Origin of the sequence: Bacillus sp. FSL R5-0443, from assembly GCF_038608285.1 — a bacterium.
Classification (GTDB): Bacteria; Bacillota; Bacilli; order Bacillales; family Bacillaceae; genus Bacillus; species Bacillus velezensis.
In genome coordinates, this window is sequence record NZ_CP152013.1 from 4,180,731 (window position 1) to 4,205,599 (window position 24,869).

General features: G+C 44.1%; 26 protein-coding genes. 7 read left to right on the forward strand and 19 right to left on the reverse strand.

From position 1 onward, the window contains the following. Nucleotides 1-344: 344 nt before the first annotated feature. Nucleotides 345-1,211: a DUF1259 domain-containing protein gene (locus tag NYE28_RS21075; RefSeq protein ID WP_012118923.1), complete on the forward strand. Its 867-nt coding sequence runs from the start codon at nucleotides 345-347 to the stop codon at nucleotides 1,209-1,211. A gap of 180 nt (nucleotides 1,212-1,391) precedes the next feature. Here the strand turns inward: NYE28_RS21075 and NYE28_RS21080 are convergent, their stop codons facing one another. Continuing rightward, a complete protein-coding gene (locus NYE28_RS21080) occupies nucleotides 1,392-1,793 on the reverse strand; it encodes a carboxymuconolactone decarboxylase family protein (protein WP_007409882.1) in 402 nt (133 codons plus the stop codon). Nucleotides 1,794-1,897: 104 nt separating this feature from the next. Beyond that, a complete protein-coding gene (locus NYE28_RS21085; RefSeq protein WP_025285581.1) occupies nucleotides 1,898-2,806 on the reverse strand; it encodes a LysR family transcriptional regulator in 909 nt (302 codons plus the stop codon). A gap of 118 nt (nucleotides 2,807-2,924) precedes the next feature. Here NYE28_RS21085 and NYE28_RS21090 point away from each other — a divergent pair, with 118 nt between their 5' ends. Then, nucleotides 2,925-3,710 (forward strand): 3-hydroxybutyrate dehydrogenase, encoded by a 786-nt coding sequence (locus NYE28_RS21090; RefSeq protein WP_015240976.1) that lies wholly within the window; start codon nucleotides 2,925-2,927, stop codon nucleotides 3,708-3,710. Between the two features lie 308 nt (nucleotides 3,711-4,018). Here NYE28_RS21090 and NYE28_RS21095 read toward each other — a convergent pair whose 3' ends face one another. Next, nucleotides 4,019-5,467, reverse strand: a complete 1,449-nt coding sequence (locus NYE28_RS21095; RefSeq protein ID WP_025285583.1) for a PLP-dependent aminotransferase family protein — start codon at nucleotides 5,465-5,467, stop codon at nucleotides 4,019-4,021. Nucleotides 5,468-5,602: 135 nt separating this feature from the next. Between NYE28_RS21095 and NYE28_RS21100 the strand changes: the two genes are divergently transcribed. Beyond that, nucleotides 5,603-6,514: an EamA family transporter gene (locus NYE28_RS21100; protein WP_025285584.1), complete on the forward strand. Its 912-nt coding sequence runs from the start codon at nucleotides 5,603-5,605 to the stop codon at nucleotides 6,512-6,514. Nucleotides 6,515-6,663: 149 nt separating this feature from the next. Continuing rightward, nucleotides 6,664-8,733 (forward strand): thioredoxin domain-containing protein, encoded by a 2,070-nt coding sequence (locus NYE28_RS21105; RefSeq protein ID WP_043020841.1) that lies wholly within the window; start codon nucleotides 6,664-6,666, stop codon nucleotides 8,731-8,733. Here the strand turns inward: NYE28_RS21105 and NYE28_RS21110 are convergent. Beyond that, nucleotides 8,730-9,626, reverse strand: coding sequence for a CPBP family intramembrane glutamic endopeptidase (locus tag NYE28_RS21110; protein ID WP_025285586.1), 897 nt, complete (start codon nucleotides 9,624-9,626; stop codon nucleotides 8,730-8,732). The genes NYE28_RS21105 and NYE28_RS21110 overlap by 4 nt on opposite strands. A gap of 214 nt (nucleotides 9,627-9,840) precedes the next feature. On the opposite strand from NYE28_RS21110, the gene NYE28_RS21115 reads away from it, so the two are divergent. Then, on the forward strand, nucleotides 9,841-11,172 hold the full coding sequence (locus tag NYE28_RS21115; protein WP_007615061.1) for an MFS transporter: 1,332 nt from the start codon (nucleotides 9,841-9,843) through the stop codon (nucleotides 11,170-11,172). A gap of 32 nt (nucleotides 11,173-11,204) precedes the next feature. Here NYE28_RS21115 and NYE28_RS21120 read toward each other — a convergent pair whose 3' ends face one another. The 12 genes from NYE28_RS21120 to NYE28_RS21175 all read right to left on the reverse strand — a co-directional run bounded on the left by NYE28_RS21120 (nucleotide 11,205) and on the right by NYE28_RS21175 (nucleotide 20,562). Next, nucleotides 11,205-11,585, reverse strand: a complete 381-nt coding sequence (locus tag NYE28_RS21120) for a VOC family protein (RefSeq protein ID WP_015418645.1) — start codon at nucleotides 11,583-11,585, stop codon at nucleotides 11,205-11,207. 51 nt (nucleotides 11,586-11,636) lie between these two features. Then, nucleotides 11,637-12,581 carry a LacI family DNA-binding transcriptional regulator gene (locus NYE28_RS21125; RefSeq protein ID WP_015240984.1) on the reverse strand — a complete coding sequence of 315 codons (945 nt, stop codon included), beginning with the start codon at nucleotides 12,579-12,581 and terminating at the stop codon, nucleotides 11,637-11,639. Nucleotides 12,582-12,644: 63 nt separating this feature from the next. After that, complete coding sequence (gene xth, locus NYE28_RS21130) at nucleotides 12,645-13,403, reverse strand: exodeoxyribonuclease III (RefSeq protein WP_043020840.1); 759 nt, start codon at nucleotides 13,401-13,403, stop codon at nucleotides 12,645-12,647. Then, a complete protein-coding gene (locus NYE28_RS21135) occupies nucleotides 13,400-13,957 on the reverse strand; it encodes a methylated-DNA--[protein]-cysteine S-methyltransferase (protein WP_015240986.1) in 558 nt (185 codons plus the stop codon). Before NYE28_RS21135 ends, xth begins: the two co-directional genes overlap by 4 nt. Then, entirely contained in the window at nucleotides 13,954-14,535 is a 582-nt protein-coding gene (locus tag NYE28_RS21140; RefSeq protein WP_043020839.1) for a bifunctional transcriptional activator/DNA repair enzyme AdaA, read from the reverse strand. Before NYE28_RS21140 ends, NYE28_RS21135 begins: the two co-directional genes overlap by 4 nt. A gap of 192 nt (nucleotides 14,536-14,727) precedes the next feature. After that, nucleotides 14,728-14,967 (reverse strand): 30S ribosomal protein S18, encoded by a 240-nt coding sequence (rpsR, locus tag NYE28_RS21145; protein WP_004392983.1) that lies wholly within the window; start codon nucleotides 14,965-14,967, stop codon nucleotides 14,728-14,730. A 43-nt stretch (nucleotides 14,968-15,010) separates the two neighbouring features. After that, nucleotides 15,011-15,529: a single-stranded DNA-binding protein SsbA gene (gene ssbA / locus NYE28_RS21150; RefSeq protein WP_004392979.1), complete on the reverse strand. Its 519-nt coding sequence runs from the start codon at nucleotides 15,527-15,529 to the stop codon at nucleotides 15,011-15,013. A 39-nt stretch (nucleotides 15,530-15,568) separates the two neighbouring features. Further along, nucleotides 15,569-15,856 (reverse strand): 30S ribosomal protein S6, encoded by a 288-nt coding sequence (rpsF, locus tag NYE28_RS21155; protein WP_004392977.1) that lies wholly within the window; start codon nucleotides 15,854-15,856, stop codon nucleotides 15,569-15,571. Nucleotides 15,857-15,967: 111 nt separating this feature from the next. Continuing rightward, nucleotides 15,968-17,068 (reverse strand): redox-regulated ATPase YchF, encoded by a 1,101-nt coding sequence (gene ychF / locus NYE28_RS21160; RefSeq protein WP_004392975.1) that lies wholly within the window; start codon nucleotides 17,066-17,068, stop codon nucleotides 15,968-15,970. Nucleotides 17,069-17,194: 126 nt separating this feature from the next. Next, entirely contained in the window at nucleotides 17,195-19,198 is a 2,004-nt protein-coding gene (locus tag NYE28_RS21165; RefSeq protein WP_122504319.1) for a molybdopterin-dependent oxidoreductase, read from the reverse strand. Between the two features lie 46 nt (nucleotides 19,199-19,244). Further along, nucleotides 19,245-19,451, reverse strand: coding sequence for a DUF951 domain-containing protein (locus tag NYE28_RS21170; RefSeq protein ID WP_012118942.1), 207 nt, complete (start codon nucleotides 19,449-19,451; stop codon nucleotides 19,245-19,247). A gap of 85 nt (nucleotides 19,452-19,536) precedes the next feature. Continuing rightward, nucleotides 19,537-20,562 carry a hypothetical protein gene (locus NYE28_RS21175; RefSeq protein ID WP_088005468.1) on the reverse strand — a complete coding sequence of 342 codons (1,026 nt, stop codon included), beginning with the start codon at nucleotides 20,560-20,562 and terminating at the stop codon, nucleotides 19,537-19,539. A gap of 143 nt (nucleotides 20,563-20,705) precedes the next feature. Between NYE28_RS21175 and NYE28_RS21180 the strand changes: the two genes are divergently transcribed. Together NYE28_RS21180 and yyaC are read left to right on the forward strand one after the other, a co-directional pair. Then, the gene (locus NYE28_RS21180) at nucleotides 20,706-21,212 is read left to right on the forward strand and encodes a GNAT family N-acetyltransferase (protein WP_163114154.1); all 507 of its coding nucleotides are present in this window, start codon (nucleotides 20,706-20,708) and stop codon (nucleotides 21,210-21,212) included. Between the two features lie 173 nt (nucleotides 21,213-21,385). Then, on the forward strand, nucleotides 21,386-22,000 hold the full coding sequence (gene yyaC / locus NYE28_RS21185; RefSeq protein ID WP_004392969.1) for a spore protease YyaC: 615 nt from the start codon (nucleotides 21,386-21,388) through the stop codon (nucleotides 21,998-22,000). A 28-nt stretch (nucleotides 22,001-22,028) separates the two neighbouring features. Here yyaC and NYE28_RS21190 read toward each other — a convergent pair whose 3' ends face one another. The 3 genes from NYE28_RS21190 to noc all read right to left on the reverse strand — a co-directional run bounded on the left by NYE28_RS21190 (nucleotide 22,029) and on the right by noc (nucleotide 24,784). After that, nucleotides 22,029-22,880 (reverse strand): ParB/RepB/Spo0J family partition protein, encoded by an 852-nt coding sequence (locus NYE28_RS21190; protein WP_012118944.1) that lies wholly within the window; start codon nucleotides 22,878-22,880, stop codon nucleotides 22,029-22,031. Beyond that, the gene (soj, locus tag NYE28_RS21195; RefSeq protein WP_007409899.1) at nucleotides 22,873-23,634 is read right to left on the reverse strand and encodes a sporulation initiation inhibitor protein Soj; all 762 of its coding nucleotides are present in this window, start codon (nucleotides 23,632-23,634) and stop codon (nucleotides 22,873-22,875) included. Before soj ends, NYE28_RS21190 begins: the two co-directional genes overlap by 8 nt. Nucleotides 23,635-23,932: 298 nt before the next feature. Beyond that, a complete protein-coding gene (gene noc / locus NYE28_RS21200) occupies nucleotides 23,933-24,784 on the reverse strand; it encodes a nucleoid occlusion protein (protein ID WP_007409900.1) in 852 nt (283 codons plus the stop codon). Between the last annotated feature and the right edge of the window lie 85 nt (nucleotides 24,785-24,869).

The following is a 24,869-nucleotide window of genomic DNA, read 5'->3' on the forward strand; positions in this document are numbered from 1 at the left end:
CTGAATGAGCAGCCAAACGGCTGTATGAATTATTTACCGAAAGCCTTGTATAAAGGCTTTTTTTCTTAGCCTGAAACTCAAATTAAAAGGTATGTGTGCGCAGCCGGTGCTTGTCACAAATGGCCGCCACAAAAAAATCAAAGCTGGAATAAAACTACCAATTTAAGCTTTTAATCTATTAAAAATTAACAGTTAAAGAGATTATAAAAAGGGAAGAAAATCTCAAATCATACAAGAAAGGCTGATTCTCTCTAATATGGACTGCTGATGCGTTACATTTTTTCTATCTTCACATATCTTTAATACTAAGTACGTTATAAATAGATTCCAGGAGGAGATATGAAGTGGAAGAAACGAGTATGGAGCCATCACGGCTCTGCAAAGAATTTGCTAGAATTCTCAATTCAACGCCCAGTGTCGTAAATGGCGTATGTACGGCGACAAGATTTCGAAGCAACATTCATCCGGTGGTACTCGGAAGAAGAGCCGAGGCATTTCCTTTCATTCCTCAGGCCTTTTCATTTGAAAGCATGGACCGGGAAGGCAGAGCTTTATGTTTAGGTGAGACTGTTTTACTGCAAGAAGAAGTGAACCCGTTAATGAGTGAGCTGCGCAAATTCGGTATCATCGTAACTGCCGTTCATAACCATTGGCTGTTTGATAAACCGCGTCTGATGTTTATGCATTTTGAATCAATTGATAAACCTCTCAATTTTGCAAGAAAAGTGAGAGAGGCCCTGAGGGTTCTAACTACTAAAACTGTGCGTGCGGTACCAAAAACTGACGGGGAAATGATTGAACGGCATGGTCTTTGTGACGAGTTCAACGATATTCTAGGCGGAACCATGCATACGTTTGAAAATGGAATTTGTACAGTAATGAGATCACGAACGAATATAAAACCTGTAGTACTTGGACGGCCCGGAAGATCATTTTTGCTCATTCCGCAAATGTTTTCATTTGAATCAATGACAAAAGACGGCCGTGCCCTCTGCAGCGGAGAAACTGTCATTCTGCAAAAAGAAATCAATCCATTTATCAGCGTTCTTCGGAAACATGATCTGATTGTAACGTCACTTCACAATCACTGGCTGTTTGATAAACCGAGACTGATGTATATTCATTTCGAAGCGATTGATAAACCTGTCAACTTCGCCTTAAAAGTGAGAGATGCTTTAAAAGTGCTTACTGATAAAGAGGTCAAAGCTTAGCATGTTTCGAAGTATCAAAAAGCGATTAATATAATCGCTTTTACATATGATCAACCGAAAACAAAAAAGAGGTCAGACATTTTAATGTTAAAAAACAGCCTTATAGGCTGTCGTTTTGTGTATATTCTATTGATGAGTTTATACTAATTCAACCCGCATTCCATACAAGCTCTTTATTTCTCAATGGTTTTCTACATGTCGTTGTGCAAACACCTTCTTAGCCACTGAAAGAGCATTAAGTACACGCGGGAAGCCTGTATAAGGAACCAATTGGGTGATACTCTCTACAATCTCAGTCGGTGTTAATCCGGATGTAAGCCCTGTATTGATATGAAGTTCAAGCTGAGGCTCGGTTCCTTGCGTTACTAGGGATGAAATGGTAACAAGCGCACGTTGTTGATTGGTTAATCCCGGCCGTGAATATATATCTCCGTAAGCAAATTCTATCATGTACTTACTTACATCTGGGGCGATATCTTTCAAGTCTTCAGAAATCTTTAAATGCGTAGAGATTTTATCATCGCTTGTTAAAGTGTACTCCATTAATTTGTCTAAACCTTGTTGGTAACGGCTTTGATCCATTTGAATTTCCTCCTGAAAGGTACTTATTTTCTGACATAAGATAATATATCGCAGCCCTCTCTAACCGTAAAATACATAAAAACTATAAAAACCATTCATTTTTTTCATGAGTTATCTTGATTTACGTAATTACTCTTACAAAAAAATGAAATATACCGGATAAATTCGCGTACTGCGTGCGAAACGTATTTTCCTTTTTTTAAAATAATCGCCACTTTCCAAGGAATTGATGGATTAACAATGGAGATTGCCTTAACTAAACTTTGATCAGTCTTTTTTACTATAGACTGAGGAAAAATGGAGATACCTAGTTCTTCTCCAATCATTTCGCTGATAAAATCCCATTGAGAACTTTCATAAACGATATTTGGACGAAAACCGGCTCTAATACACTCTTGAATAATCCGATCGTGAAGAGAAAAGTCTTCACTAAACAGGATGAAAGGTTCATTTTTCAAGTCTTGCATTTCCACAATCTCTTTATGAACAAGCGGGTGAGCGGAATGAACGAAGAGCATCAGTTCTTCATTAAGCAATGGAATGATATCAAACTGCTCTTCGTCCACTGGTTCAATAACCACTCCAAGATCCAGTACCCCATCTTCAACCTCCTGCTTCACCTTGTTACCCCCATGTTCTATCAGCTTGATGTTCACATCAGGATACAATTGTTTAAATCCTCTAATGATTTTAGGAAAAAACAAGACACCGATAAGCGGCGGTATTCCAATTTTCACTTTTCCTTTTTTTAAATGTAAAAGATCGTATAAGTTCGTCGACAAGTCATCTATTGACTTCATAATCATTTGACCTTGTTCAAATACAATTTCGCCCGCATCTGTCAATGCGATCTGTCTAGCGGATCGATCAATGAGCTCAACCTTTAATTCCTCTTCCAAACTTTTCACCATCTTACTTAAGGCAGGCTGTGACAAATGTAAATTTTCTGATGCCTTAGTAAAACTGTTGGATTTAGCAACTTCAAGAAAGTAAGTGATTTGGCGTATATCCATCGTATGACCTCCATTCCATAAGTTTAACGAATACATTACATTCTTTTTATTCATTTTACTTATACAACTGCTGGGTGTAAACTTTTAGGAGACCAAAATGAATCCTGGAGGGGTTACTATGAGTAAATTATTGGAAAGTAAAGTTGCTCTTGTTACAGGCGCGGCGAGTGGAATTGGTTTAGAAATTGCACGTGAATTCGCTAAAGAAGGCGCAAAAGTGGTGATTTCCGATTTGAACGAAAAAGCCGTGCAACATGCAGCTGAGGAACTTACGGAACAAGGATACGAAGTCCTCTCTGCGGTTTGTGATGTAACAAACGAAGAACAAGTAGAAAAAAGTGTCTCTAAGACACTTGAAACCTTTGGACGATTGGATATTCTGGTAAACAATGCGGGGATTCAGCATGTGTCGGATATAGAAAACTTCCCGACTGATAAATTTGAATTTATGCTGAAATTAATGCTTACTGCTCCTTTTAGTGCGACAAAAAGAGTATTCCCTTTGATGAAAAAACAAAAATTTGGCCGCATTATCAATATGGCTTCCATAAATGGTTTAATTGGTTTTGCAGGGAAAGCGGCTTATTGCAGCGCTAAACACGGTTTGATCGGTTTAACTAAAGTATCAGCATTGGAAGGAGCGGAATACGGAATTACCGTCAACGCCTTGTGCCCGGGATATATCGACACTCCATTGGTGCAAAACCAGTTAAAAGATATTGCAGAGACTAGAGGCATTTCTAAAGAAAAGGTGTTTGAAGAAGTCATTTACCCCTTGGTTCCTCAAAAACGTTTGTTAGCCGTGCAAGAAATCGCTGATTACGCAGTATTCCTCGCCAGTGACAAAGCGAAAGGCGTTACAGGGCAGGCAGTCGTAATGGACGGCGGTTATACGGCCCAATAATCTGAAAAAGCGCTATTCTTCATCTGTAGATATAAGAATTTCTGTGAATGATTTACTCTTCATAAACCAAGCCGATGTTCTTCTAGGAAAGACATAGCCATACAGATTGAAGTTTGAATAAAACAAGGAGGGCAAAGATTAACCTTTTTTAACATTTTGCATCTTAACTTAAGAAAAGCCGCTTTGTTAGCGGCTTTTTTACTGGTTTTCATGAGGGGGAAGAAGCATTTGAAAAAGCGAAACGCGAAAACAAGCCGATTCTTGTCATTGATAGCTTGTCTCTTTCTATTAAAGTAATCATTATATATTTATCTGCTTGCCAATTCCTTAATCATCAAACCCAATTCATAAATTCCCTTTTGAAGGTCTTCAAGAGATGCATAAGCATATGATAAGCGAATATAATTCCCTTTTTCTTGAGCATAGATACTGCCGAGATTGAGAAGTATCCCTTTTGTCAAAGCTTTTGTATAAAGTAATTTCATAGATAGTGAAGGCAATATTTTTACCCAGACAAAGAATCCTCCCTTCGGCATATTCCATATAGCGACATTCTTCAAATTGGTTTCTAAGAGACTCATGACCAATTGCCTTCTCACCTTTAATTGACTTCTCACCTGTTCTAGATGTTGCTGGTATTCACCGGATGTAAACCACTCTGCCGCTACTCTCTGAGATAACGAACTGGAGCCGTAATCTGTTTGCATTTTTATGTCGGATAAACGTTCAATCACTGGTTCTGGACCGACGATCCATCCAATCCTCAAACCCGGACTTAACGTTTTCGATAAACTGCCTATGTAAAGCACATGCCCATTTTTATCTATTGTTTTAATAGGATCTGGAGGAATCTCATCTATCCATAACTCACGATAAATGTCATCTTCAATAATGGGAAGCTGTGCATTCTCACTTGCGGCAAGGATTTCTTCTCGTCTCTTTTTTGACATTAAAATACCTGTCGGATTATGAAAACAAGGATTTGTATATAAGATAGCCCTCCCCCGCTCCCCCCTTGCCACGTGGATATGTTCCGGCAAAAGCCCATCGTTATCCATAGGAACTCCAGTCAGCTTCATACCGGCTGATTGAAATACGTGTAATGAATAAAGATAGGACGGCTGGTCAAGATAAACGGTCGATCCCCTTTGTAAAAGCCCCATTGATATAAGCTGCAAGGCTTGCAGTGCGCCCGAAACAATAAGAATGGAAGAAGGAGACGCTTGAATGCCGATTGTTCTTAAATAGCCGCTTAATGCCTCTCTCAAAGGCAAATATCCTTTTGGTTCCTCATACCCGAATGCCTCTATGTTTTGAGATACCTTTCCCATGATCTCTTTCATAACAGCTAAAGGAAAAATCTCATGTGAAAGTTCTCCTTTACTGAGCTGTATAAGATCAGAATTTGATTCTGATTTATTGATCTCTTGAACGATTTTTTGGCTGGGCTGCTGGATTCCGGAGGTTACATACTGATCCCAATCGGGAGCGGAATTCTTAGCCAAAAGTGTCCATGTATTGTTCGTAACAACTGTCCCTTTGCCCATTCTGCCTTCGATTAATCCATCCGCCGTCAATTCCTCTAAGGCTGTAATGACTGTGCTCCTGTTCACCTCAAAGTGTTTAGCAAGCGTGCGCTGGCTTGGAATCTTACTTCCAATCGGCCATTCTCCATTTCCTATTTTCTCTTTTATAAATTGAATGATTTGTATGTACTTAGGAAGCTTTTTCATCTTTTTTTCTTCTGGAGCTCTCATAAAAAGGATCCTCCTTAAAAACTAAAGTGGTTGGGTCAAAATCTATTTAACTGGTTGAAGCCATATCATCAAATCTTTATTAATATAGAACCACATTAAATAACTGGTTGGTTTTTGTAAAGAGGAGTGAGAAAGATGAGAAAGAAAACAGTTCGAATCGGTATATCTTACAGTCTGATGATTGGGTTGTGGGCATCAGCTTTCCCGGGAATTCGAGCGGGTTTGGAGAGTTACACGCCGGAACACCTCGCTTTGTTTCGCTTGTTGATTGGGTCAATGGCACTGTTGGTTTTTGCTGTTTTGACTCATATGCGTTTACCTGACATGAAGGATATCCCTGCTATTTTATCGTTAGGATTTTTAGGTTTTGCACTATATCACATTTTGCTGAATATCGGAGAAAAAACAGTCAGCGCAGGGGTAGCAAGCTTACTCGTGACCATGACACCTATTTTTTCTGCAATGTTATCCCGTCTGTTTTTTGGTGAACATTTTGGGCTTTATAAATGGATTGGCTCTATCATAAGTTTATTGGGTGTGTCGATCATTTCATTTGGGGCAGGAAACTATACAAATTCAGTGAACGGCATTTTGTTAATCCTGCTGGCAGCTTTTTCGGAGAGTATTTATTTCGTTTTTCAAGCTCGCTATATAAAAAAATATGGATTTATTCCATTCGTTACATTCACTATTTGGGGCGGGACAGTACCTATGCTTGTGTTTCTGCCTGGCTTAGGGGAAGAGTTTTTGAACGCTTCAATGAACTCAACATTGTCTATCGTTTACTTAGGTTTATTACCAACGGTTGTGCCTTACTTTGCACTTGCGTATGTAACTTCACTCGTCGGTGCTTCAGAAGCAACCATTTCACTTTATTTAACACCAGCCGTAGCCTTGGCCATTTCTTGGGTGTGGTTAGGTGAGGTGCCTGCGTTTATTGCACTGACAGGCGGGATGGTTACAGTCGCCGGAGTGTGTTTCACCTATCTAACAGTAAATAAAACGATAAAGATTTTAAATCCTTATTTCTTATCTAAAAAGCAATAAGGTGGATGAAGTTTAATCCTGAAAATAGAGTCATAAGCAGTTCTCCTTTTTAATGACTTGGGTGTGGTTCACAAAGTTGAGTGTATGAATTTTTTTAGAGGATTGTGGTATGTTAAACATACAAATATTAATAGAAAGAAGGTGAGCCCATGCCAAACAATAGTAAACCCAACAGTTTAATCATGGAGAAGTCCCCCTATCTGCTCCAACACGCCCACAACCCCGTAAACTGGCATCCTTGGGGAAAAGAAGCCTTCGAAAAAGCAAAACGCGAAAACAAGCCGGTTCTTGTCAGCATCGGCTATTCGACGTGTCACTGGTGCCACGTAATGGCCCACGAGTCCTTTGAGGACGAAGAGATCGCCGGTATGTTAAACGATAAATTCATAGCCATCAAGGTTGATCGTGAGGAGCGGCCTGATGTGGATTCCGTGTATATGAGAATCTGCCAGCTGATGACGGGGCAGGGCGGGTGGCCGCTGAACGTGTTCGTCACCCCAGATCAGAAGCCGTTTTATGCGGGGACATATTTTCCGAAGACGAGCAAATTTAACCGTCCGGGCTTTATCGATGTGCTTGAACATCTGTCCGAAACGTTTGCGAATGATCGGCAGCATGTCGAGGATATCGCCGAAAACGCCGCCGCTCATCTTGAAGTCAAGGTTCACCCGGCCGAGGGCATGCTTGGCGAACAGGCTGTTCATGACACGTATCGCCAGCTGGCCGGCGGGTTTGATACAGTGTACGGCGGATTCGGCCAGGCTCCGAAATTTCCGATGCCGCATATGCTCATGTTTCTGCTTCGCTACTACAGCTATACGGGCAAGGAACAGGCTTTGGCCGGCGTAACCAAGACACTCGACGGCATGGCGAACGGCGGAATTTTTGACCACATTGGGTACGGCTTTGCCCGCTACTCGACTGATAATGAATGGCTCGTGCCGCATTTTGAGAAAATGCTGTATGACAACGCCCTTCTCCTGACCGCATATACAGAAGCCTACCAAGTCACGGGTAATGAGCGCTACAAACAGATTGCGATGCAGATCGTAATGTTTATTCAGCGGGAAATGACGCATGAAGACGGCAGCTTTTTCTCAGCTTTAGACGCTGATACCGAAGGCCGTGAGGGGAAATATTACATATGGTCCAAAAAAGAAATCATGAACCTTCTCGGTGATGAACTCGGCCCGCTTTACTGCAAGGTGTATAACATCACAGATCAAGGCAATTTTGAAGGCGAAAACATCCCGCACCTCATTTTCACGCGGCGTGAGGCCATTCTCGAAGAGACCGGCCTCACCGGACATGAACTGGCTGAACGCCTTGAAGAGGCAAGAACAAAATTGCTGGAGGCCCGTGAAAACAGAAGCTATCCGCATACAGATGACAAAGTGCTGACCTCATGGAACGCGCTCATGATTGCCGGGCTGGCAAAAGCCGCAAAGGTATTTCACGAGCCTGACTTTCTCAGCATGGCGGAAACAGCGATCCGCTTTCTCGAACGGCACCTCATGCCGGACGGGCGCGTCATGGTCCGCTATCGCGAGGGCGAAGTGAAAAACAAAGGGTTTGTCGATGATTACGCTTTTCTCATCTGGGCTTATCTTGAACTGTATGAAGCGGGTTTTAATCCGTCTTATCTGCAGAAAGCGAAAACGTTATGTACAAGCATGCTGGAGCTGTTCTGGGATGAACGGCACGGAGGTTTCTTCTTTACGGGGAATGATGCTGAGACCCTTCTTGTCAGGGAAAAAGAGGTTTATGACGGGGCCGTGCCTTCCGGAAACAGCGCGGCTGCCGTACAGCTGCTTCGTCTCGGCCGCCTGACGGGTGATATATCACTGATTGAAAAAGCCGAAGCGATGTTTTCTGTGTTCAAACGGGAAATAGAGGCCTATCCGAGCAGCAACGCTTTCTTCATGCAAAGCGTACTGGCACATACAATGCCCCAAAACGAAATCGTTGTTTTCGGAAGGAAAGATGACCCGGACAGAAAACGTTTCATTGAGGCGCTTCAGGAGCATTTCACTCCCGCCTATACGATTCTCGCCGCAGAACATCCGGAAGAGCTTGCCGGCATTTCTGACTTTGCCGCGGGTTATCAAATAATCGACGGGAAGACAACGGTCTACATTTGTGAGAATTTCGCCTGCCGGAGGCCGACGACGGATATTGATGAAGCGATGAACACCTTACAAATCAGCAGCAGAGCCTAGGCGGCCTGCTGCTTTTCTTTTTTCACAAAACGGAACGCGAGCCATACGAAGATGATATTGATCACCAGAGTCGATATGCAATCATATATTTCATAGCCGCCGGCTGCTGTTGTAAATATCGACGGAATGCCGCCGTACACCGAATGATCCTCTGTGAGAAAGATAAATAAAAACATATTATTGGCAGCGTGACCGCCAAGGGACATCTCCAGACTGCCCGTTTTAATCGTGATAAAGGTCCAGATCATGCCGATGGTGACATATCCGATTCCCGCCCAGAGAGCCCCATTATCCATCTCCGGATTCCCGAAATGAAGTGCGCCGAATAATCCGCCGATAATGACTGTCAGAACCACCGCATTTGCCGTCAATTTTCCGGCGAACTGAAGCAGAAAACCGCGAAAGAGAAATTCCTCCGCAGAGGTTTGAATCGGCACCAACAAGACGGCCGCCGCTAACAGCAGCAGAAAACGTGAAGCATGGAATTCCTGAAGCATGAAACGATCCGGATGAATTGTAAAATCAATCAGCCCCGCGACAAACATCAGCACAACATATGTGCCGAATCCAAAGAAAATCCTCTTCCAGTTCAGCGACTGATTCGGTGTGATGATGGATAAAAACCGCCGTTTCATAATGAAACGAACCGCTATCCAAATGCCCGGAATCGCTATGAAATAGACGATATGCTGTAAATAAATATCCGCCAGCGGGTCACTTAATGCCCCCTCATCCCAATTTATCGTCAGTGAAGGATTGAAAGCGGACGTGAGAAACATATAAAACACGGTCAGTATGCTTCCGAAAAAGAACAAACCCACAATGACCAACAGAGAAAGAATATATCTCGATACACTATTTTTTCCCTCTGCGGGCCGTACAAACGTATTCATATTTATGCATCAACTTCCTTTCCTTCAACATTTTACAATATAAACAAAAACAGATATAGGAAATGTTATATATTTTAAGAAGAAAGCGCTATGCCGTTTCCTTTGGCTCTGGTTATTTACACTCTGTTTTTGCCAAAAAAAGACCTTTATAATGTATTCGTCAGATAAATTCACAGTATTTTCTGATTACAATTGCAAAGTCAGGGGGTTTTTTATGAAACATCAGACATTCTCAAATGTAGCGAACCGATTAGACCGTCTCCCCATTTCACGTGTGCACTATCAAGTATTAACCGCTCTCGGAATCATCTATTTTTTTGATCTCGCTGATCTGTTTACGCTCAGCAACGTGGCTCCGGCGCTGATTGAGCATTGGGGCGTGAAGCTGTCCACCATTGCCGACATCACGGCCGCATCCTTCCTGGGCATGTTTTTAGGCGCGTCCATCGGCGGAAGGCTGTCCGATCGGATCGGCAGGAAAAAAGCGCTGAATTGTTTTGTCCTTGTCTTTTCGATCTCATCTTTTCTGAATGCGCTGGCATGGGACATTCCGTCCTTAATGATTTTCCGCTTCTTGACCGGGCTCGGCGTCGCGGCCGCCATGATTGTGACGAACAGCTATTTGGCGGAATTTTTTCCATCCTCCGTACGGGGAAAATACATCTCCCTTTGCGCCATGATCGGGCTAATCGGCGTTCCCGTTACAAACGTTGTTTCCGCTTTTGTCATTCCTTTAGGCTCATGGGGGTGGCGGCTCGTATTCGTATGGGGGGCGGCCGGACTCATTTATTTCTTTTTTATCCGCCGGCTTGAGGAATCGCCGCGCTGGCACGAAAATCGGGGCGCATATGATCAGGCAAACGCCATTATGAACCGTCTTGAAGCACGTGCAGAGAAAGAAAAAGGCCCGCTTCCCGCGCCAAAAGAGGCGGCAGAAGTACATACAGTGAAGCACGCAGGCTACTTAGGGCTGTTTCAGGGCAGGAATTTAAAGATCACCATCATCCTGTCAGCTGTATGGATTCTTGAAACCTTTGGCTTTTACGGCTTTGCTTCATGGGTGCCCAGCCTGCTGAAAAGCAACGGCATCACCATGGAAAAAACGCTGTGGTACAATGTGCTTCACTCTGTCGGCGCGCCGCTTGGCGCATTGCTCGGTTCCATGATATCCGAAACGTTCCAAAGGAAATGGATTCTGGCCGCAAGCGCCTTTCTGACTGCCATTGCCGGACTGTTATACGGCATGACGTTTATTCCCGTCATGATTATTGTGTTTGGGTTTGTCGTTAACGTCACGGAACGGATCTTCACCTCAAATCTATACGCCTACACATCGGAACCGTATCCTACGGAATATCGCTCGGCCGGGAGCGGGCTGGCGTATGGGCTCGGCCGTTTTTCCAACATATTCGGCTCCCTGCTCGTCGGATTTATTGCCGTTAAGCTCGGCTACATCAGCGTCTTTTTGTTCATCGGCGGCTGCTGGCTTCTATGTTCCGTTTTGTTAATCCTCTTCGGCCCGAAAACAAATGCACAGCAAATTTAATCAAAAAAACAGTGCGGAATCACTCCGCACTGTTACACTGTGATTTCTATCAAATTGCCTTCCCCATCCTCTATCACGCTCTCATAATATCCGTCACCCGTCACGCGCGGGCCGCTTACAACCTGAAATCCATCGTTTTTAAACGTTTCCGTCAATTCATTCACCCGCTCCTTGCTGCCTGTAGAAAATGCGAGATGCGCCCATCCGGTCATATTCTGTGACGGAACTTCATCAATGCCGCCTTTTTTCATAAGTTCCAGCCTGCATCCAGAGTCAAATGAAAGAAAATACGATTTGAAATCTTTTTTCTCATTATGATAAAGGTCATTGGCCTTGGCGCCGAAGTATGTCTCATAAAACTCTTTCATCCGTTCCAAATCTTTCACCCATATCGCTGCATGTTCAATTCGCATATGTCCGCCTCCCTTTTTTTCTCAATCTATTTATAAAGCATGAAACCCATTTCAGCTCAAGACTTTTTTCCGCTGAAATTGATGCATAATTTGTTTTTTAGCCGTTTCTTCGTGAAAAAACAATAAAAATGCTTCCTTTCCGACCCGTTCCAAATGAAGTTCCAGGGATGGAATATTCAATGCCCGGCTGACGCTCAGATTTCCCTCGCCGATGATCTCCGCGTTCCATTTCTGTTCTTTCGCAAACTGGTACAAGCCGGCAGCCACGTCATCACTGTGCGCATAGATGGCCGTCGGCGCCTTGTCGAAACCCCAGAAGTGCTCACCCGCACGCTTTCCGTCGTCCATATCATGGCATCCGACCAGAATGCGGGTTTCATCAAGAGAGCCGAAAACCGCCTTATATGCGGTTACCTTGTCGGCCGTACTCGGGCTTTTTTCCGCTTCCCGCACACATGTAAAAGCAACGTCTTGATGCCCGCGGTTTTTCAAATACAAAAAGCTTTCTCTGTATGCTGCCTGCCTGTCATTATAAGCGCAGGGAATCTCTTGATGCTGTGTATATTCACAAGCGACAATGGGACCGTATTCCAGGTAAGGCACGGCGGTTTCCCATTCATTCGCCCGGGACGTGACAATCAGTCCGTCAATCTTTTTCATTTTCAGCAGTTCGAAATATGTCATCTCTATAGCGGGGTCATAGTTGGTGGGGAGAAGGGTTGTCACGTAATCATGGGCAAACGCTTCCTTCGTGATACCGTTTACAATTTTGTCAAAGCAGGGATGGTCGCTGTACGGCAAAATCACGCCGATTGTATTGGTCTTTCCGCGAATCAGATCAATGGCGGTTCGATTAGGGGTATAATCCAGCTCCTTCATCACTTGATTCACAAGACGCCTTTTCTCCTCAGATACGTACGGATGTCGGTTTAATACGCGTGATACGGTGGCCACCGACACATTCGCCAGTTTCGCTATCTCTTTTATATTTGCCATGTGCTCCTCCATTTTCGGTGATAAAAAAAGCAGCAAGAGTGGATTTCTCTTACTGCTATCTCATCATAAATCCAATGTCATTTCAACAGGGCAATGGTCAGAACCCATGATATCGGCACAAATGGCCGCTTGGCTGATCCGCTGCTTCAGTCTGTCTGAAACAATGACGTAATCAAGCCGCCAGCCGATGTTTTTCTCACGTGCGTTCGTCCTGTAAGACCACCAGGAATACGCGCCTTCCTGGTCAGGATATAAATAGCGGAATGAGTCGGTAAATCCCGCGTTCAGCAGGGCGCTGAACGCTTCCCGCTCCTGCTCCGAGAAACCGGCGTTCTTCCGGTTGGCTTTCGGATTTTTTAAGTCTATCTCCCTGTGTGCGACATTCAGATCGCCGCATAAGATCAAGGGCTTCTTCCGGTCAAGCTTCTGCAGATAATCCTTAAAATCGGCTTCCCATTGAAGACGGTAATCAATTCGCTCTAATCCGCGTTTGGCATTCGGCGTATAACAGTTGACGACAAACACATGCTCAAATTCAAGCGTGATCACCCGTCCTTCTTGATCATGGTCGTCAATCCCCAGTCCATAGAACACGTGCAGCGGCTTTTCTTTCGAAAAAACAGCCGTGCCTGAGTAGCCTTTTTTCACCGCATAGTTCCAATAGGCGTGATATCCTTCAAGCTGTAATGATACTTGTCCGTCCTGTACTTTTGTTTCTTGCAGACATAGAATATCGGCTTCCGTTTCCTGAACGTAAGTATTGATATCTATCTTTTTCATCACGGCACGCAAGCCGTTTACATTCCAAGAAATCAGTTTCATGTGATCCCTCCTGTCCGGCTCAGCCGGTATTTCAGTGTTTCAATGTTTCCGCCCTCTAATGCCAGCAGCTGCTTTTTCATTTCTAAACCGCCTCTGAACCCGGTCAGTTTCCCGTTTTTTCCGATGACGCGATGGCACGGAACCGTAATCAATACCGGATTTTTCCCGATTGCGGCGCCCACGGCTCTTACGGCTGCCGGTTTCTGAATCATTTCTGCTATATCCGAATAGGAGTATGTCTCGCCGTACGGTATGTCCATAAGCGCTTTCCATACAGCAAGCTGAAATTCTGTCCCGTAAAGATCCACCGGCACTGAAAAAGCTGATCTGCCATTGTCAATGTACTCGGACAGCTCTGCCGTGTAAGGCGCCAGCTTTTCATCATCACGTGCCAATCGGTATTGCGGCAGTGATTTTTTTGCCCACTGCTCAAGCTCTTCAAAGCTTCCATGATTTGACCCTATAAAGCAAAGCCCCTTAGATGTAGCGGCTGTATACAGGCTCCAATCATTCCGTGTGAAGAGTGTCCAATAGATCATAGGCTCTTTACTCATATTGAACCTCCCTGTCCCATTTTGGCCGTTTTTCTGTATTCTGTGGGCGAACTCCCGGTTCCCTTTTTAAAAAGGGTCGCGAAATGCGCTGTGTTTGGAATTCCGACAGTCAGAGCGATCTCCATGACTGCCATATCAGTATGCTTTAAAAGGTGTTCCGCCTTCGACAATCTTATTTTCTGTATATACGCAATCGGGGATATTCCCCTGATTTTTTTAAATGTCCGCTGTAAATGATAGGGGCTGCCGTGACACATTTCGGCCAGTACGCTCAGATTCAGGGATTCGTGATAATGGCGGTCAATGTACTCAGTGATTTGAGCAATCCATTCTTCATCAGGAAGACGAAGACCGTTCGGCCGGCACCTTTTACAGGGACGAAAATGTCTCTCGAGCGCTGCATCAGCCGTATCAAACACCAGCACGTTATCTTTATTCGGAACTCTCGATTTACAAGAAGGCCGGCAGAAAATCCCCGTCGTTTTTACTGCATAATAAAATGCCCCGTCATAAGAAGCATCATTGTGTATGATTGCGCTCCACTTTTCATCAGTCAGGATATTTCTGTCTGTCTCCATCTCATCCACCCCCTGTTTTTCAGTATAAACAAATTCATTGCATAAGTACGCGTTTTTGAATAGAGGAGCAAGATAACAAAGATAGGTGTCAGGAGCACTTCCATGTTTCATGTGAAACATTTCGGCAGGATGGAGGGGGATTGATATAAAAAAAGAGCAGGAGCCCGCAGGCTCTTGCTCTTTTCTTTCGGCTTACTCGCCAGTTACGTATGGAAGTAAAGCCATTTGACGTGCGCGTTTGATCGCGATAGTCAATTTACGTTGGTATTTCGCGTTTGTTCCAGTTACACGGCGAGGTAAAATTTTACCACGCTCAGAAACAAACTTTCTAAGAAGATCTACATCTTTGTAATCGATGTGCGTAATGCCGTTAGAAGTGAAGTAACAAACCTTACGGCGTTTCGCACGACCGCCTCTGCGTCCTCCTGCCATTGTCATTTCCCACCTTTCTCGTTATGAATATAGCGATAATCTATTAGAACGGAAGATCATCATCCGAGATGTCAATCGGCTTGCCGTCGTTGGCAAATGGATCATCATTAAAGCTGTTCCCTTGATTTCGTCTCTGGTTATTCTGATTTCCGCCGAACGGATTATCATTTTGGCCTCCGCCAAAGTATTGGCCTCCGCCGCTGTTTCCTTCGTTGTATCCGCCTGATCCAGAACCGCCGCTGTTTTTAGGCTCAAGAAATTGAACACTTTCAGCTTGGACTTCTGTCACGAAGACACGCTGTCCCTGCTGGTTTTCATAATTTCTTGTCTGGAGTCGGCCGTCTACGCCGGCAAGGCTTCCTTTTTTAAGAAAGTTTGCAACGTTTTCGGCTTGTCTTCTCCAAGTGACACAATTAATGAAATCGGCTTCACGTTCTCCGGACTGGTTCGTGAATGTACGATTCACAGCTAGAGTAAACGTGGCGACAGCCGCACCGCTTGGCGTATAACGAAGCTCTGGGTCTTTTGTCAGTCTTCCGACTAATACAACTCGGTTAAGCATATGAAAGACCACCTTTTAACATTATATATTTCAAATTGCTTATTCTTCTTCTTTAACAACGATGTGGCGAATGATATCGTCACTGATCTTAGCTAAACGGTCGAATTCAGCAACCGCTGCAGCTTCAGACTGAACGTTTAAGATTTGGTAGAAACCGTCACGGAAATCGTTGATTTCGTAAGCAAGACGACGTTTACCCCAATCTTTTGTTCCAGTGATCTCCGCTCCGTTAGAAGTCAATACGTTGTTGAAACGCTCGATAACTGCCTTCTTTGACTCTTCGTCAATGTTCGGACGGATAATGTACATAACTTCGTACTTTTTCATCTGTTTGCACCTCCTTTTGGTCTAAGCGGCCCTATAATGGGCAAGGAGCAATAATTCTATTACTCACAAGTTTATATTATACCAAAGCTCTTGTCCCTTTACAACTGTGTCCTATACATTAAATCGGAAATGAATGACATCTCCGTCTTGGACTACATATTCCTTACCTTCCAGACGCACTTTTCCGGCTTCTTTCGCTCCGGACATTCCGCCGCCTGCCAAAAGGTCTTCATAAGCAACCGTTTCAGCGCGGATAAAGCCGCGTTCAAAGTCAGTGTGGATGATACCCGCACACTCAGGAGCTTTCATGCCTTTTCTGAATGTCCATGCGCGCACTTCCTGTTCGCCCGCCGTAAAGTATGTCGCAAGGCCGAGAAGAGAGTATGACGCTTTAATCAGCTGATCAAGACCTGATTCTTCGATGCCGAGCTCCTCAAGGAACATTTGCTTTTCTTCGCCTTCCAATTCAGCAATTTCAGACTCAATTTTCGCACAGACGACGATAACTTCGGCGTTTTCACCCGCGGCGTACTCCCGGATTTTCGCAACATATTCATTATCTGAAGGATCAGCCACTTCATCCTCGCTTACATTTGCTACATAAAGCACGGGTTTTGACGTAAGCAAATGAAGCTGCTTCACAAGCTTTTGCTGTTCTTCCGTAAATTCAACGGAACGGGCAGGCTTTTCTTGTTCGAAAGCTTCTTTTAATTTAGACAGAATGTCAAATTCAAAAACCGCTTCTTTGTCTTTTTGCTTAGCAAGCTTGCTCACACGCGTGATGCGTTTTTCGACTGTCTCCATGTCGGCAAGAATCAATTCAAGATTGATCGTTTCAATATCGTCAATCGGATCGACTTTCCCTGACACGTGCGTAATATTGTCATCAGCGAATGCGCGTACAACGTGGCAGATCGCATCAACCTGACGGATATGAGAAAGAAACTTATTACCGAGTCCTTCACCTTTTGATGCGCCTTTTACGATCCCCGCGATATCAGTGAATTCAAACGCAGTCGGCACCGTTTTTTTCGGGTTCACCAATTCAGTCAGCTTTTGCAGACGTTCATCCGGCACTTCCACGATTCCCACGTTCGGATCAATTGTACAGAACGGGTAGTTGGCTGATTCGGCACCAGCCTGGGTAATTGCATTAAATAACGTCGATTTTCCGACATTCGGCAAACCGACAATTCCAGCAGTTAAAGCCATTCTTTCATCTCCTCTATATCAAACCATCATCGTATAAACGTATTGTAAACCTAGAGCAATTATAAGGAGGTTCATAGGAAAAGACAAGCTGAGAAAAAAGCATTTCCCGCCCTCTCTCTCCTTAGATTATCCTTTTTTAACCGCTACCAGACAGTCAAAAAGCGTACTTCCCATTCCATTATCGGAATTTGAATCCTTTGTGAGCATGTTGACAGAGCCTCCGAATGCCGCCCACATGCCTTCATCTATATTCACCGTCTTCGGATGAGCCTGCTTCATGATTTTCACCCTGCCGCGCAGACGGCCGCGGTCATTGTACACCTCTGCCGTATCTCCGTCTTGAAGTGAAAGCTCCTCGGCGATATCCGGCGACAGATCCACCTGAATCTGCTGAAGCTTTTCAATAAACGGCACGTGCTGTGAATGATTGGAGCGCTGCGGGTGAATGGACAGCAGCGTATACGGATATTTCCCGGCCAGTCCGGCGTCATGATAAACAGACTCCTCCGGCACTTCCAATTGAGGGAGGCCGCTGTATCCTTTCTCTTCTGCCAGTGACGAGACGAATTCAAATTTTCCGCTCGGGGTTAAAAATTGAAAATCACTCCACGGAACCTGTTTGACCGGAAGCGGCATATGTCCTTTTTCCTTTAATTGCTCAAGGGTGATTCCTTCTTTCTCCAAAGAAGAGAGCCCCATTTTTAAGAAATCTTCCGTACTGTAATCAAACAGCTCCCCGAATCCGAGACGCTTTGCGAGTTCCGTCCAGATCCAGCGGTCTGATTTTGCCTCTCCCTGCGGTTCCGCAAGCTTCTTGCCATATTGAACATAGTGATGATACATGCTGGAATAATAAATATCTTCCTCTTCGAAAACAACGGCCGTCGGCAGCACATAGTCACAGAGCTTCGCCGTATCGGTCATGACCGAATCAATGGCCACTGTGACCGGTGTTTTTTCAAATGCTTCCTTCACTTTTTTTGTATTCGGCACCTGTGTCAGCGGATTGCCGCACGTCACGATGATCATTTCAATCGGCGGATCGGCTGCATTCAGCGCCTCTTCGGCTTGAGTCATCATCGAAAACGTTCTCGAACTTTTCTTCAGATCAGGACGGGTGAGCTCGGCCTTTGCAAAGCTTTCACCGACTTGCACATTTCCGAAGTTTGCGCCGCCGCCTTTGATACCGACATTTCCGCTCGCCGCAGCTAAAGCGTCAATCCACCGTATCGTCCCGCCCCCGTTTTTATATCTCTGCATCCCAAGACCCATAAAAGTGGAGGCGGGACCGTCAGCATATAAATCAGCAAGATATTCAATCACTTCTAAAGACGTTTCTGTTTTCTCAATGATCTCCTCAATAGAAATCGTCTGCAGAAGCTTTTCTATTTCTTCAAAACCGACCGAATGCCTTTGAATGAAATCGGAATCGGTTCTGCCGGTTTGGCATAATATTTTTAAAACACCCGCCGCAAGCCAGCCATCCATGCCGGGTTTGACGGATATATACCGGTCGGCAAGCTTGGCAGTCGGGTTAAAAATAGGATCAATGACCGTCAGTGTCGCTCCTTTTTTCTTCACCTGCTGCAGATGATGATAGAGGTGCATATTCGTCCGGGACACGTTTCTGCCCCATACGATCACATGCTTGCTGTGATAAATATCAAGCGGTCCATGCCCGTAAGAACGCCCGAAATCCCAGCGCTGCGCTTCAATGCCGGAACCCCAGCAAATGCTGCCCGCAATCTCCGTCACACCGCCGTATCCATTGAAAAAACGCTGGTCGAGCGCCTTCAAAAGACCGTTATTGGCGTAATCATGACTGTGCAGCACTGCGGCAGTGCCCAACGTCTCCTTAATCACCGCCATTTTTTCAGCAATTTCATCTAACGCCTGCTCCCAGGAAATGCGGACAAATTCGCCGTTTATCTTTTTTAAAGGAAAACGAAGCCGTTCCGGCGCATTCGTTTTCGTCTCCAGCATTCTGCCACGGCCGCAAATTTTCCCTTCTGTAATGGGATGATTCGGGTCTCCGTCTACTTTCGTCACCTTTCCATCCTCAACTGTCACCAAAAAGCCGCAGCTGTCCCAGCAATTCAGCGGGCACGCTGACTGATGCACTTTGCTCATCGGGCCTCTTCCTCTCCTCTATATGAAAAAGCATGAGCGCCAGCCCTTATGATGCAGGCTCCTCATGCTTGACGAGTACTTTTTTCAGCTTTCTCTCAAAATCTCTTCTCGGAATCATGACACTGTGGGAACAACCCGTGCATTTGATCCGAATATCCATTCCCATCCGAATGATTTTCCACCTGTTTTCACCGCAAGGATGCGGTTTCTTCATTTCAACAATATCATTCAGGCCAAAGTCTTTATCCGCCAAGACCCTTCACCTCTCTCCATAGACTGCTTTATTTATTGTACAAAAAAAAACAGGATAAGAGCAACGGCCGCACTCAAAATGAGCATTATACTTTTTTCCATCTCCCTAAAATAGGGTAAAGAAGAAGACATACCAGCAAATAAAGACTTAAAAGCCCGTAAATGGGATATAAAATCGCGATCAAATCCGAAAAACCGATTGTCGTAAAAGGCACCATCACAGCTAAAAGAAGAGATACGAGCGTCCATCTCGGCAATTTCACAAATGCAAGCATGCGGCTGGACAGCCCGAACAGACCGGTCACGGTTGTCGTATAGATGGCTAAAAAAAGCACGGCGGCCATACAAAGAAATAACGGATAAGGAGCGCCTTCAAGGACAGCGAAAAGAGGAATCTCATATTGTGTAAGACTGCCTGAAAGCTGTACAAGCGTTTCATTGTAAACAAATGAAATCATACCGAAAATCAGCCCGCTTGCAACGCTTGCGATTTTCGCTTCTCCCAGTCCCTTCATATCTTTTCCGATTGAAGAAAGAACAGCGACAACAGAAAGGATGTTTAAGGACGTGAAGGTAATGCTTGCCGGCCAATTATACTGGCGGGTCAAATCTATCGTCCACGTGTAATGATGGGTTGTCTGAAAAAAGACCAATGCATATAACAGCCCCGCTACAAGAATCGGTATCAAAATACTATTCAGAGATAATATTCCTTTTATATCCCAAAAGAATAAACCGACGGTCACAATACAAAGAAGAAAAATACCGATCCAAAACGGCAGCTTATACATTTGCAGCGTCACACCGCCGCCGGCAATCATAACCATCGTCATTGAAAACAAATAAAACATAATAAGCACATCATAGACTTTAGCAAGAGCCGGCCCCATCAGATGCTCAAGCACAGGTAAAAAGTGCGTTGATTGAACCCGATAGCTGATCTTCAACACAATATAAGCCGAAATCGTAAACATGACTGTAAACAATACAATAGCCAGTCCGCTTTCGACACCGAAAAACTGCCATATTTCCTGCCCGCTTGCATATCCAGCCCCAATCTGGCTGCTTAATATGAGCAGCATCCACTTCATCCCGGCTCTCCACACCCTCATCACCTCATAAAATTTCTGATCATCTCCGCATATTGCTACTATATTGAGTGACAGCGGCAATCATTCATACAAATGGGACAAATATGGTATGATATCGAGGATTGACTATTCTGAAAATTTTATTTATATAAGGAGCTTAAATCATGTACATCAGGCGTTTAACCCCAAATGATACCAAGCCTTACACCGATATCAGGCTCAAAGCTTTAAAAGATCACCCGGACGCATTTGCCGTCAGCTATGATGAGGAGAAAGAATGGCCGTCCGAAAAATTTAAAGCCAGGCTTGAAGCCGGCAATGATGCCATCGTGCTTGGCGCCTTTGAAAAAGACAGACTGATAGGAATCCTCAAGATCTCCAAGCATCCGCTGTTTAAACTAAGACACATTGCGGTTATCGGTTCTATGTATATTTCCCCCAAACACCGAGGGTCAGGCGCGGGAAAAGCTTTAATGACGGAAGCCATCAGCCGAGCAAAAAAGATGAAGGACACAGAACAGCTCCATCTCTCTGTTACCTCAACAAATGAACCCGCAATAAAACTCTACGCCCAGTTAGGATTTATCCTCTTCTCTACAGAAAAAAGAGCGCTGAAATTAGATCATCAGCGATATGTTGATGTAGATCAAATGGTCTTATTTCTTTCATGAACTTAGAGAACAATCTCTCTGGGTTCTTTTATTATCCCGCTCTTTTCAAACAACCGGCATGCTCATCATGACATAAGCATAAAAAAAGGCAGCGCTGGATATACTGTAAACAACCATACATCACCAAAAACAACAATGTAATACTCGTATGACATGACAAGGAAGTGAACCTTATGAATCGAAAAGGCGGACTTTTTTCTCAAGAACGGGCAAAACAATATGTATCTCATACGGATTCTTCTGCTGCGAATCAAATACAAGCGATCCTTACTTCATCTTTACGTAAAGCAGCCGGCAGACCGTTAGTCACCGTGTGTATCGGCACAGATCGGTCGACCGGAGATTCATTAGGTCCGCTCGTAGGAACAAAGTTAGAAAAAATGAATTTAGGCAGATTGCACGTTTACGGCACGCTGTCAGATCCTGTTCACGCCGTCAATATGAAAGACAAGCTGAAAGATATTCAACATCTACATAAAAATCCGTTTATTATAGCGGTTGATGCTTGTTTAGGCCGCGTCAAAAGCGTAGGGTCATTTCAAATCGGCGATGGGCCGCTGAAGCCCGGAGCAGGTGTTCAAAAAGATCTTCCTGAAATCGGTGACGTCCATATCAATGGAATCGTCAATGTCAGCGGGTTTATGGAGTATTTTGTCCTGCAGAATACGAGGCTTCATCTTGTTATGAGCATGGCAAATGTTTTAGCAGAGGGGTTACAGCTGACAGATAAATCAGAAGGCCGGCAGGAACGGCTCAGTCCGTTTCATAAGTTGACAAGACGTATATAAAAAACCATCTTTTTTAAAAAGATGGTTTTTACGCTTCTCTTTCAGACAATAGTTCCAGGATACGTTCAAGATCTTCATTTGAGAAAAACTCAATCTCAATCTTCCCTTTTTTCTTTTGTCTCTTAATATTTACAGTTGTTCCGAAGTAATTTTGCAAATACGATTCCCGCTCTTTTAACACCACATCTTGAACAGGTTCTTTTTTCTTTGTTTCACGTGGAACATTGTTGTTTAACTGCTGAATCAGCTGCTCAAGCTGACGGACGTTCAGCTGTTCTTCAACCACTTTCTTCACAAGCGGTTCAAGCTTGTCTTTATTTTTCAAACCAAGCAAGGTTCTGCCGTGTCCCATGGATAACGTACCTTCTGCAATGAGGTTCTGGATGCTTTCCGGCAGCGTCAGCAGTCTTAAATGGTTGGCAATATGAGGCCTGCTTTTCCCGAGCCGTTTAGCGAGCTGTTCCTGGGTTAAATCCAAATGCTTCAGCAGTGAGTCATATGCCAGAGCTTCTTCAAGCGGTGATAAGTCTTCACGCTGAAGGTTTTCCAAAAGAGCGATTTCCCGCATCAGCGATTCAGATAAATCCCGCACGATAGCCGGCACTGTCTCTTTACCGGCAAGTTTTGCGGCGCGGTAACGGCGTTCGCCAGCTACAATATCATAGCCCTTCAATGATTTTCTCACGATAATGGGCTGAAGAATGCCATGCTGAATGATGGATTCCTTCAGTTCAGCTAATGACTCATCGTCAAATTGTTTTCTTGGCTGATAAGGATTGGGGCGCAAATCACTGATTTTAATCTCTTCCACTGTCTCTTCAGACAAATCAACCTGATTAAACAACGCGTTAATCCCTTTTCCGAGCCCGCCTTTAGCCATTCGCTGCCACTTCCTTTGCTAAATCTAAATATACTTCCGCACCTCTCGAACGCGGATCGTATAATATGATCGGCTTGCCGTGACTCGGCGCCTCACTTAAACGGACATTGCGAGGGATAATGGTTTGATACACTTTATCTCTAAAGTATTTCTTTACCTCTTCTATCACTTGAATGCCGAGATTCGTTCTGGCATCAAGCATCGTCAGAAGCACTCCTTCTATCATTAAGTCGGTATTTAAATGTTTTTGCACAAGCCGAACTGTATTTAATAATTGACTCAATCCTTCAAGAGCGTAGTATTCGCACTGAACCGGGATAACGACTGAATCTGAAGCGGTAAGCGCATTAATCGTTAATAACCCGAGAGACGGAGGACAATCAATAATCATGTAATCGTAATTTTGTTTCACTGATTCTAATGCTCTTTTCAGCCTGACCTCCCGTGAGATCGTCGGAACCAATTCGATTTCCGCTCCCGCAAGCTGGATCGTGGCCGGAATGACATCTAAGTTCTCTACTGAAGTCGGTTTAATAATATCTGTAACATCTGCATCATCTACTAAAATGTCGTACACACAATGATCCACATCGGCTTTTTCAATCCCTAATCCGCTCGTTGCATTGCCCTGCGGATCAATATCAACAAGAAGAACCCTTTTACCTATGTAAGCCAAGCAAGCCCCCAGATTAACGGAAGTCGTCGTCTTCCCGACTCCGCCTTTTTGGTTCGTAATTGCTATGATTTTTCCCACGATGTCACCTACCTTCACATGAACATGTACTGTCTTGTTTCTATCTTATCAAAAAAAGAGTAAAGCGTTTTATTTTTTTCATAATTTGTTTATCAGCAAGTGAAAAAAATGTAAACGAAAAAGACACTTTCTAATATAAGTTCTCCGATAAAGTGACTTTTTTGACTGTAAAAAGACAATTCACGACACAAAAAGATAAAATTTTACATATATAATGTATAGTGCACAATAAATCTATCATTATCTCAAAATAGTTTTTTGATTAAAATAAAAACTCCCCTGCTGATCAGGAGAGTTTTTATTTAGGTATCCGAATGGTAAGCTGGATGTACTCTTCGAATTCTTCTTCTTCAGTATTCAGTCTGACGCCGCTGTCTTCTACCATAGACAGTGACTGACGAATCGTATTCATCGCAATTCTTGTATCCCTGCTGAACGCTTTGCGTCTCGGCTTTGGTTTCTGCTTATTCTGTTCAAGCATTTTCACTACTCTGTCTTCCGTCTGCTTGACGTTTAAGCTTTTCTCAATGATTTCCGCAAGCAATGTGACCTGAAACTCCGGCTGTTTGAGCGGAATCAGTGCTCTTGCATGACGTTCCGTAATTTTTTTCTCCATAATCGCATCCTGGACGGGTTCCGGGAGCTTTAACAATCGGAGCTTGTTCGCAATCGTTGACTGGCCTTTTCCTAAGCGCTGCGCCAAGGCTTCCTGTGTTAAATCATGAAGTTCTAACAGCCTTGCGTACGCATGAGCTTCCTCAATGGAGGACAATTCTTCCCTTTGCAGGTTTTCAATCAAAGCGACAGATGCTGTTTCCGTATCAGAAAAATCTTTAATAATTGCGGGAATCTTCTCCCATTCAAGCGTCTGTACCGCTCTCCAGCGCCTTTCACCCGCAATGAGCTCATATTGTCCTTCATCTTCTGTATGTCTGACAACAATCGGCTGAATGATGCCGTGTGTATGGATAGTCATTGCTAACTCTTTGATTTTTTCATCTGAGAAAATGGTGCGTGGCTGAAAACGGTTGGGAACGATAGCATGTACCGGTATTTCGAGTATCTCTTCTTTGTTTGTATCATGCTCAGCTATCTCCGGTTCCTCTTCCTTCTCACCAAACCCGAAGAAACGAGAGAATGAATGCTTCATGTACCTACACCACCTTTAAAAACTGCCATTTTTATAATTCTATTTTCTCATGGTTTTTCCTGCTGTATCTTCATCAATTTTGCAG

What these genes read in the sequence shown, in the direction of transcription:
- NYE28_RS21080 (WP_007409882.1), bottom strand. Translation starts at nt 1,793, where the DNA reads ATGGATCAAAGCCGTTACCAACAAGGTTTAGACAAATTAATGGAGTAC.
- NYE28_RS21085 (WP_025285581.1), bottom strand. Translation starts at nt 2,806, where the DNA reads ATGGATATACGCCAAATCACTTACTTTCTTGAAGTTGCTAAATCCAAC.
- NYE28_RS21090 (WP_015240976.1), top strand. Translation starts at nt 2,925, where the DNA reads ATGAGTAAATTATTGGAAAGTAAAGTTGCTCTTGTTACAGGCGCGGCG.
- NYE28_RS21095 (WP_025285583.1), bottom strand. Translation starts at nt 5,467, where the DNA reads ATGAGAGCTCCAGAAGAAAAAAAGATGAAAAAGCTTCCTAAGTACATA.
- NYE28_RS21100 (WP_025285584.1), top strand. Translation starts at nt 5,603, where the DNA reads ATGAGAAAGAAAACAGTTCGAATCGGTATATCTTACAGTCTGATGATT.
- NYE28_RS21105 (WP_043020841.1), top strand. Translation starts at nt 6,664, where the DNA reads ATGCCAAACAATAGTAAACCCAACAGTTTAATCATGGAGAAGTCCCCC.
- NYE28_RS21110 (WP_025285586.1), bottom strand. Translation starts at nt 9,626, where the DNA reads ATGAATACGTTTGTACGGCCCGCAGAGGGAAAAAATAGTGTATCGAGA.
- NYE28_RS21115 (WP_007615061.1), top strand. Translation starts at nt 9,841, where the DNA reads ATGAAACATCAGACATTCTCAAATGTAGCGAACCGATTAGACCGTCTC.
- NYE28_RS21120 (WP_015418645.1), bottom strand. Translation starts at nt 11,585, where the DNA reads ATGCGAATTGAACATGCAGCGATATGGGTGAAAGATTTGGAACGGATG.
- NYE28_RS21125 (WP_015240984.1), bottom strand. Translation starts at nt 12,581, where the DNA reads ATGGCAAATATAAAAGAGATAGCGAAACTGGCGAATGTGTCGGTGGCC.
- xth (WP_043020840.1), bottom strand. Translation starts at nt 13,403, where the DNA reads ATGAAACTGATTTCTTGGAATGTAAACGGCTTGCGTGCCGTGATGAAA.
- NYE28_RS21135 (WP_015240986.1), bottom strand. Translation starts at nt 13,957, where the DNA reads ATGAGTAAAGAGCCTATGATCTATTGGACACTCTTCACACGGAATGAT.
- NYE28_RS21140 (WP_043020839.1), bottom strand. Translation starts at nt 14,535, where the DNA reads ATGGAGACAGACAGAAATATCCTGACTGATGAAAAGTGGAGCGCAATC.
- rpsR (WP_004392983.1), bottom strand. Translation starts at nt 14,967, where the DNA reads ATGGCAGGAGGACGCAGAGGCGGTCGTGCGAAACGCCGTAAGGTTTGT.
- ssbA (WP_004392979.1), bottom strand. Translation starts at nt 15,529, where the DNA reads ATGCTTAACCGAGTTGTATTAGTCGGAAGACTGACAAAAGACCCAGAG.
- rpsF (WP_004392977.1), bottom strand. Translation starts at nt 15,856, where the DNA reads ATGAAAAAGTACGAAGTTATGTACATTATCCGTCCGAACATTGACGAA.
- ychF (WP_004392975.1), bottom strand. Translation starts at nt 17,068, where the DNA reads ATGGCTTTAACTGCTGGAATTGTCGGTTTGCCGAATGTCGGAAAATCG.
- NYE28_RS21165 (WP_122504319.1), bottom strand. Translation starts at nt 19,198, where the DNA reads ATGAGCAAAGTGCATCAGTCAGCGTGCCCGCTGAATTGCTGGGACAGC.
- NYE28_RS21175 (WP_088005468.1), bottom strand. Translation starts at nt 20,562, where the DNA reads ATGAGGGTGTGGAGAGCCGGGATGAAGTGGATGCTGCTCATATTAAGC.
- NYE28_RS21180 (WP_163114154.1), top strand. Translation starts at nt 20,706, where the DNA reads ATGTACATCAGGCGTTTAACCCCAAATGATACCAAGCCTTACACCGAT.
- yyaC (WP_004392969.1), top strand. Translation starts at nt 21,386, where the DNA reads ATGAATCGAAAAGGCGGACTTTTTTCTCAAGAACGGGCAAAACAATAT.
- NYE28_RS21190 (WP_012118944.1), bottom strand. Translation starts at nt 22,880, where the DNA reads ATGGCTAAAGGCGGGCTCGGAAAAGGGATTAACGCGTTGTTTAATCAG.
- noc (WP_007409900.1), bottom strand. Translation starts at nt 24,784, where the DNA reads ATGAAGCATTCATTCTCTCGTTTCTTCGGGTTTGGTGAGAAGGAAGAG.